We start from the raw sequence: 3588 nt of genomic DNA, 5'->3' as shown, positions 1-3588 counted from the left end.
GACGTGGACGTTCTCGTGGCGTTCGATGGTCGCGGGACATCGGATCGCTATTTTGGTCTCCAGTTTTATCTGGAAGATCTGCTGGGTCGGCCGGTGGATCTCGTTACGGACAAGGCCGTTCGGCCGGAGCTTAGGCCGTTTATCGAAGAAGAGGCTGTTCATGTCCGGTAAGAGGCTGGAACGGGAATGGCGGTTTTACATCGCCGACATGATCGAGTTCGCCCGAAAGGTGCTCCTTTATACCGAGGGTAAGAGCCAGAATGACTTTTTGTCGGACGGTCTGACCTAGGATGCAACACTGCGTAATCTGGAATTGATCGGCGAAGCTGCGACCCGGATTCCAGACGATATCAAGGTGGAGCACCCGGAAGTATCCTGGCGCAAGATCATTGCAACCAGAAATCGGCTAATCCACGCCTACCTCGGTATTGATGACGATATTGTCTGGAGCATCATCCAGGACGATATTCCCGGTCTTCTTGAGCAGCTCGAGGCATTGCACCGCCTGTATTCCTGAGGCAGTCATTAACCGATGGCAGCCTCGCTGATTTGTGAGGGCCTATCGATCACATGCTGGAAACGGAGGCGCCGACCGCGCTTAATGGCTTTGTGCCAAGGGTGAGAACCTGGAGTCTATCCTGGGCTGGACCACTCCGACACCTGCTGATCCTGCCTCAACCGTATCCGCCTGAGATTGACCGCATCGAATTTCTGTATCAGAGAGTCGTTGTGTGTCGGTTCAGGCGCGGGTAGGGTTGCCCGTGCTTCGTCGTGAAAGCGCTCTGCGAGTAGCGGCTTTGTTTCCCCGCAGTATCTCTGTTCCCACCAGTTGATGATGCGTTCTTCGCTGGTCTTGAAGGTTTACTCGCTGGGCAGGTGTCTGCTGCGCGGGTGATACTGGAACAATTCTGACCGTCCGGGAGAGGGTTTCGATGCGGGATAGGTTTCGACGGATGTCGGTGTCGTTTGCTGCGCAGGCCAGTTGGCTGCTGTTGCCGGTGGTTGTCTTGCAGGGCGCTTACTTGCGTTTGACGGTGCCGCGCTTGGGGGAGGCGCCGGGTGCGCGTTCCGGGCGCGTGGACGGCGAGGGGCCGGTGCTTCGGCTGCTGGTGGTGGGGGAGTCGACGGCCGCCGGGGTGGGGGCGACGGATCAGGCGCGGGGGCTGGCGCGGTGGACGGCGGAGACGGTGGCGGCATTGAGCGGGCAGGCGGTGGCTTGGCGGGTGTTGGGGCGGAATGGGGCCACGGCGCATTCGGCGCGTGTGCGGCTGCTGGAATCGGCCGAGGATGTGGAGGCCGACCTGGCTGTGCTGGTGCTGGGGGTGAATGACACCCTGCGTTTTCACGGGCCGCGGCGCTGGCGGCGGGATCTGACCCGGCTGGTGGACGCCTTGCGCCGGCGCTGCGGGCCGGTGCCGGTGGTGCTGGCGGCGGTGCCGCCGATGCAGCGGTTTCCGGCGATTCCTTCCCCCACGCGTCAGGTGCTTGGTCTGCGTGCCCATCGCCTCAAGCGCCATGTAGAATCAGATAATGGGATGTGAGCTGATCCGTGACTTCCACGGTGCAGACTGGGATGGTGTGAAAACACAGGGACGATGAATATTTCTTGTGACAGGAGAACGGTCATTATGCAGCAGGCATCAGAAGGCCTGAGTCAGGCGGAGTTGGATCAACTGGGGGACTTTCTGCTCTATCGCGGACTGTCCGAGGAGGAGCTTGATGCCCAAGAGCCGGATCCTGATCGGGATGAAGGGGTGTTGACCGTTCCGGGGCTGGATGGGTTTCTCACGGCCATCGTGAGTGGGCCGGCGATGATCATGCCGTCTCGGTGGCTGGCGGCTATCTGGGGGGATGAGCAGCCTATCTGGAACAGCATGGAAGAGGCCCAGGAAGTGACGGGGCTTGTCATGCGGCATATGAATAATGTATCCGACTGCCTTATGGGGCAGACGGATATATTCGAACCGATCTTCTTCGAGCGTGAGGTGGAGGGGAAGGTTTACACCATTGTGGATGAATGGTGTGAAGGATATCTCAGGGGCATGAGTCTGGACGCCGCCAACTGGCGCAAGGGGGGCGAGGAGGTCAAGCGTTTGCTGGCGCCGATCATGGCCTTTACCGAACAAGCGGGTTGGCCGGCGCATGATCTGCCGACAGCGGATCTGGAGAAAATGCAGGCGAAGATCGGCCCCAGTGCCCAGGGTCTGCATGCCTACTGGCTGAAGCGCCGGGAGGAGTTCATGCCCGCGGCAGCTGCCCGGCCCCAGGGTACGGTTCGCCGTGAAGGCCCGCGGGTGGGGCGTAATGAGCCTTGTCCTTGTGGCAGCGGCAAGAAGTTCAAGAAATGCTGCATGCACTGAGGTGAATTTTCAGCGCTCGGGGTGGGTGAAGCCACGATACTGACGGCCCGAATCGAGCGGGCAATATTGCTGATTCAGGGCACGATGACGATACGGCCAGCTGACTGGCCTGCCTGCAGGTATTCAATCGCCTGGGGTACCTCTGACAAGGGGAAGGTCCTGGCCACGACCGGAGTCAATGTCCCCGCCTCGAGCATGCCACGAAGAATCACCATGGCATCGCGTTTTTCGATGACCTCGAATGAGGGCCAGGGCAGGTGGCGGTCGAATCGTGCCCACAGCATGAGGCCGAGAAAGTAGGGGATCCCACCCAGGGTTCGGTGGCCTTTGGCGCCGTAGTGATCGTGGCCGATGATGATGATTGCGCCATCGGGCTTGAGGATGCGTTTGCAATCAGAGAGCGGGAGGGTGGAGGCGACATCGATGATGAGATCGATGTCTTTTTCGAGCTCGATGACGTTGTCTTGCGTGTAGTCGATGACCTTGTCGGTACCCAGGGATCGCATGTAGTCGAGTTTGCTGCTGTGATCCACGCCGATAACAAAGGCGCCGTTCGCTTTTGCCATTTGAATGGCGATGCTGCCCACGCCGCCGGCGGCGCCGTTGATCACGATGCGCTGACCCGGCTCTGTCCATAGGTTCTTGCGGAGATTGACCAGGGCTATGATCCCGGCGGTGGGCACCGATGCCGCCTGCTCGAAGGTGATGCCTTCGGGTTTGAGCGCCAATACCTGTTGCGGCACGCAGACGTATTCGGCGTAGGCCCCGCCGTTGACCCATTGGATTCGGTCGTGGGTTTCACCGAACACCGCATCGCCGGGGCGAAAGTCCGTCACGGCCTGTCCAACGGCGGTCACTTCGCCGGCCATGTCCAGGCCGGGGATCGCTTGTTTCTGTCTTCTCAGGCCGGCGCCCATGAGTCTCATCAGGCGGGGGTAGCCGGTGACGGCATGCCATACGTCGGGGTTGACCGAGGCGGCTCTTACCCGAACGAGGACCTCGTCCGGAGCGGGTGTCGGGATGTCGACTTCGCGCAGATGCAGGACCTTGTCGGGTGCCCCGTATCGATCCTGGACGATGGCTCGCATGGTCGTCATTCGAGATGGCGCAGGATCGCGCTCTCCCGAAGGCCTGGTTTCAAACGGCTCAATCGATGGTTTGTCATTGTTCAGTTTCCGTTGGCGGCCTTAAAGCATAGGTCATCGAGGCCGGGAATGCTTGTTTCATG

At 60.3% G+C, this 3588-nt stretch carries 4 protein-coding genes and 1 pseudogene; 4 read left to right on the top strand and 1 reads right to left on the bottom strand.

The window, feature by feature from the left end:
- From ACJWXQ_RS00025 to ACJWXQ_RS00010, 4 genes and pseudogenes are all read left to right on the top strand, one after another.
- Window positions 1–171, top strand: a 171-nt coding sequence (locus ACJWXQ_RS00025) for a nucleotidyltransferase family protein (RefSeq protein ID WP_406671887.1), incomplete at its 5' end; no start/stop codon positions are given.
- Window positions 161–517: pseudogene (locus ACJWXQ_RS00020) on the top strand (DUF86 domain-containing protein). The gene ACJWXQ_RS00025 and the pseudogene ACJWXQ_RS00020, both read left to right, overlap by 11 nt.
- Window positions 518–932: 415 nt before the next feature.
- Window positions 933–1541: an SGNH/GDSL hydrolase family protein gene (locus tag ACJWXQ_RS00015; protein ID WP_346053126.1), complete on the top strand. Its 609-nt coding sequence runs from the start codon at window positions 933–935 to the stop codon at window positions 1539–1541.
- An 87-nt stretch (window positions 1542–1628) separates the two neighbouring features.
- Window positions 1629–2360 carry a UPF0149 family protein gene (locus tag ACJWXQ_RS00010; protein WP_346053127.1) on the top strand — a complete coding sequence of 244 codons (732 nt, stop codon included), beginning with the start codon at window positions 1629–1631 and terminating at the stop codon, window positions 2358–2360.
- 74 nt (window positions 2361–2434) lie between these two features.
- Here the strand turns inward: ACJWXQ_RS00010 and ACJWXQ_RS00005 are convergent, their stop codons facing one another.
- On the bottom strand, window positions 2435–3448 hold the full coding sequence (locus tag ACJWXQ_RS00005; RefSeq protein WP_346053129.1) for an NAD(P)-dependent alcohol dehydrogenase: 1014 nt from the start codon (window positions 3446–3448) through the stop codon (window positions 2435–2437).
- Window positions 3449–3588 lie beyond the last annotated feature (140 nt).

It is taken from the genome of Natronospira sp. (assembly GCF_007134575.1).
Classification (GTDB): domain Bacteria; phylum Pseudomonadota; class Gammaproteobacteria; order Natronospirales; family Natronospiraceae; genus Natronospira; species Natronospira elongata.
This window is presented reverse-complemented; position numbering and strand designations above follow the sequence as displayed.

What these genes read in the sequence shown, in the direction of transcription:
- ACJWXQ_RS00015 (WP_346053126.1), top strand. Translation starts at nt 933, where the DNA reads ATGCGGGATAGGTTTCGACGGATGTCGGTGTCGTTTGCTGCGCAGGCC.
- ACJWXQ_RS00010 (WP_346053127.1), top strand. Translation starts at nt 1,629, where the DNA reads ATGCAGCAGGCATCAGAAGGCCTGAGTCAGGCGGAGTTGGATCAACTG.
- ACJWXQ_RS00005 (WP_346053129.1), bottom strand. Translation starts at nt 3,448, where the DNA reads ATGCGAGCCATCGTCCAGGATCGATACGGGGCACCCGACAAGGTCCTG.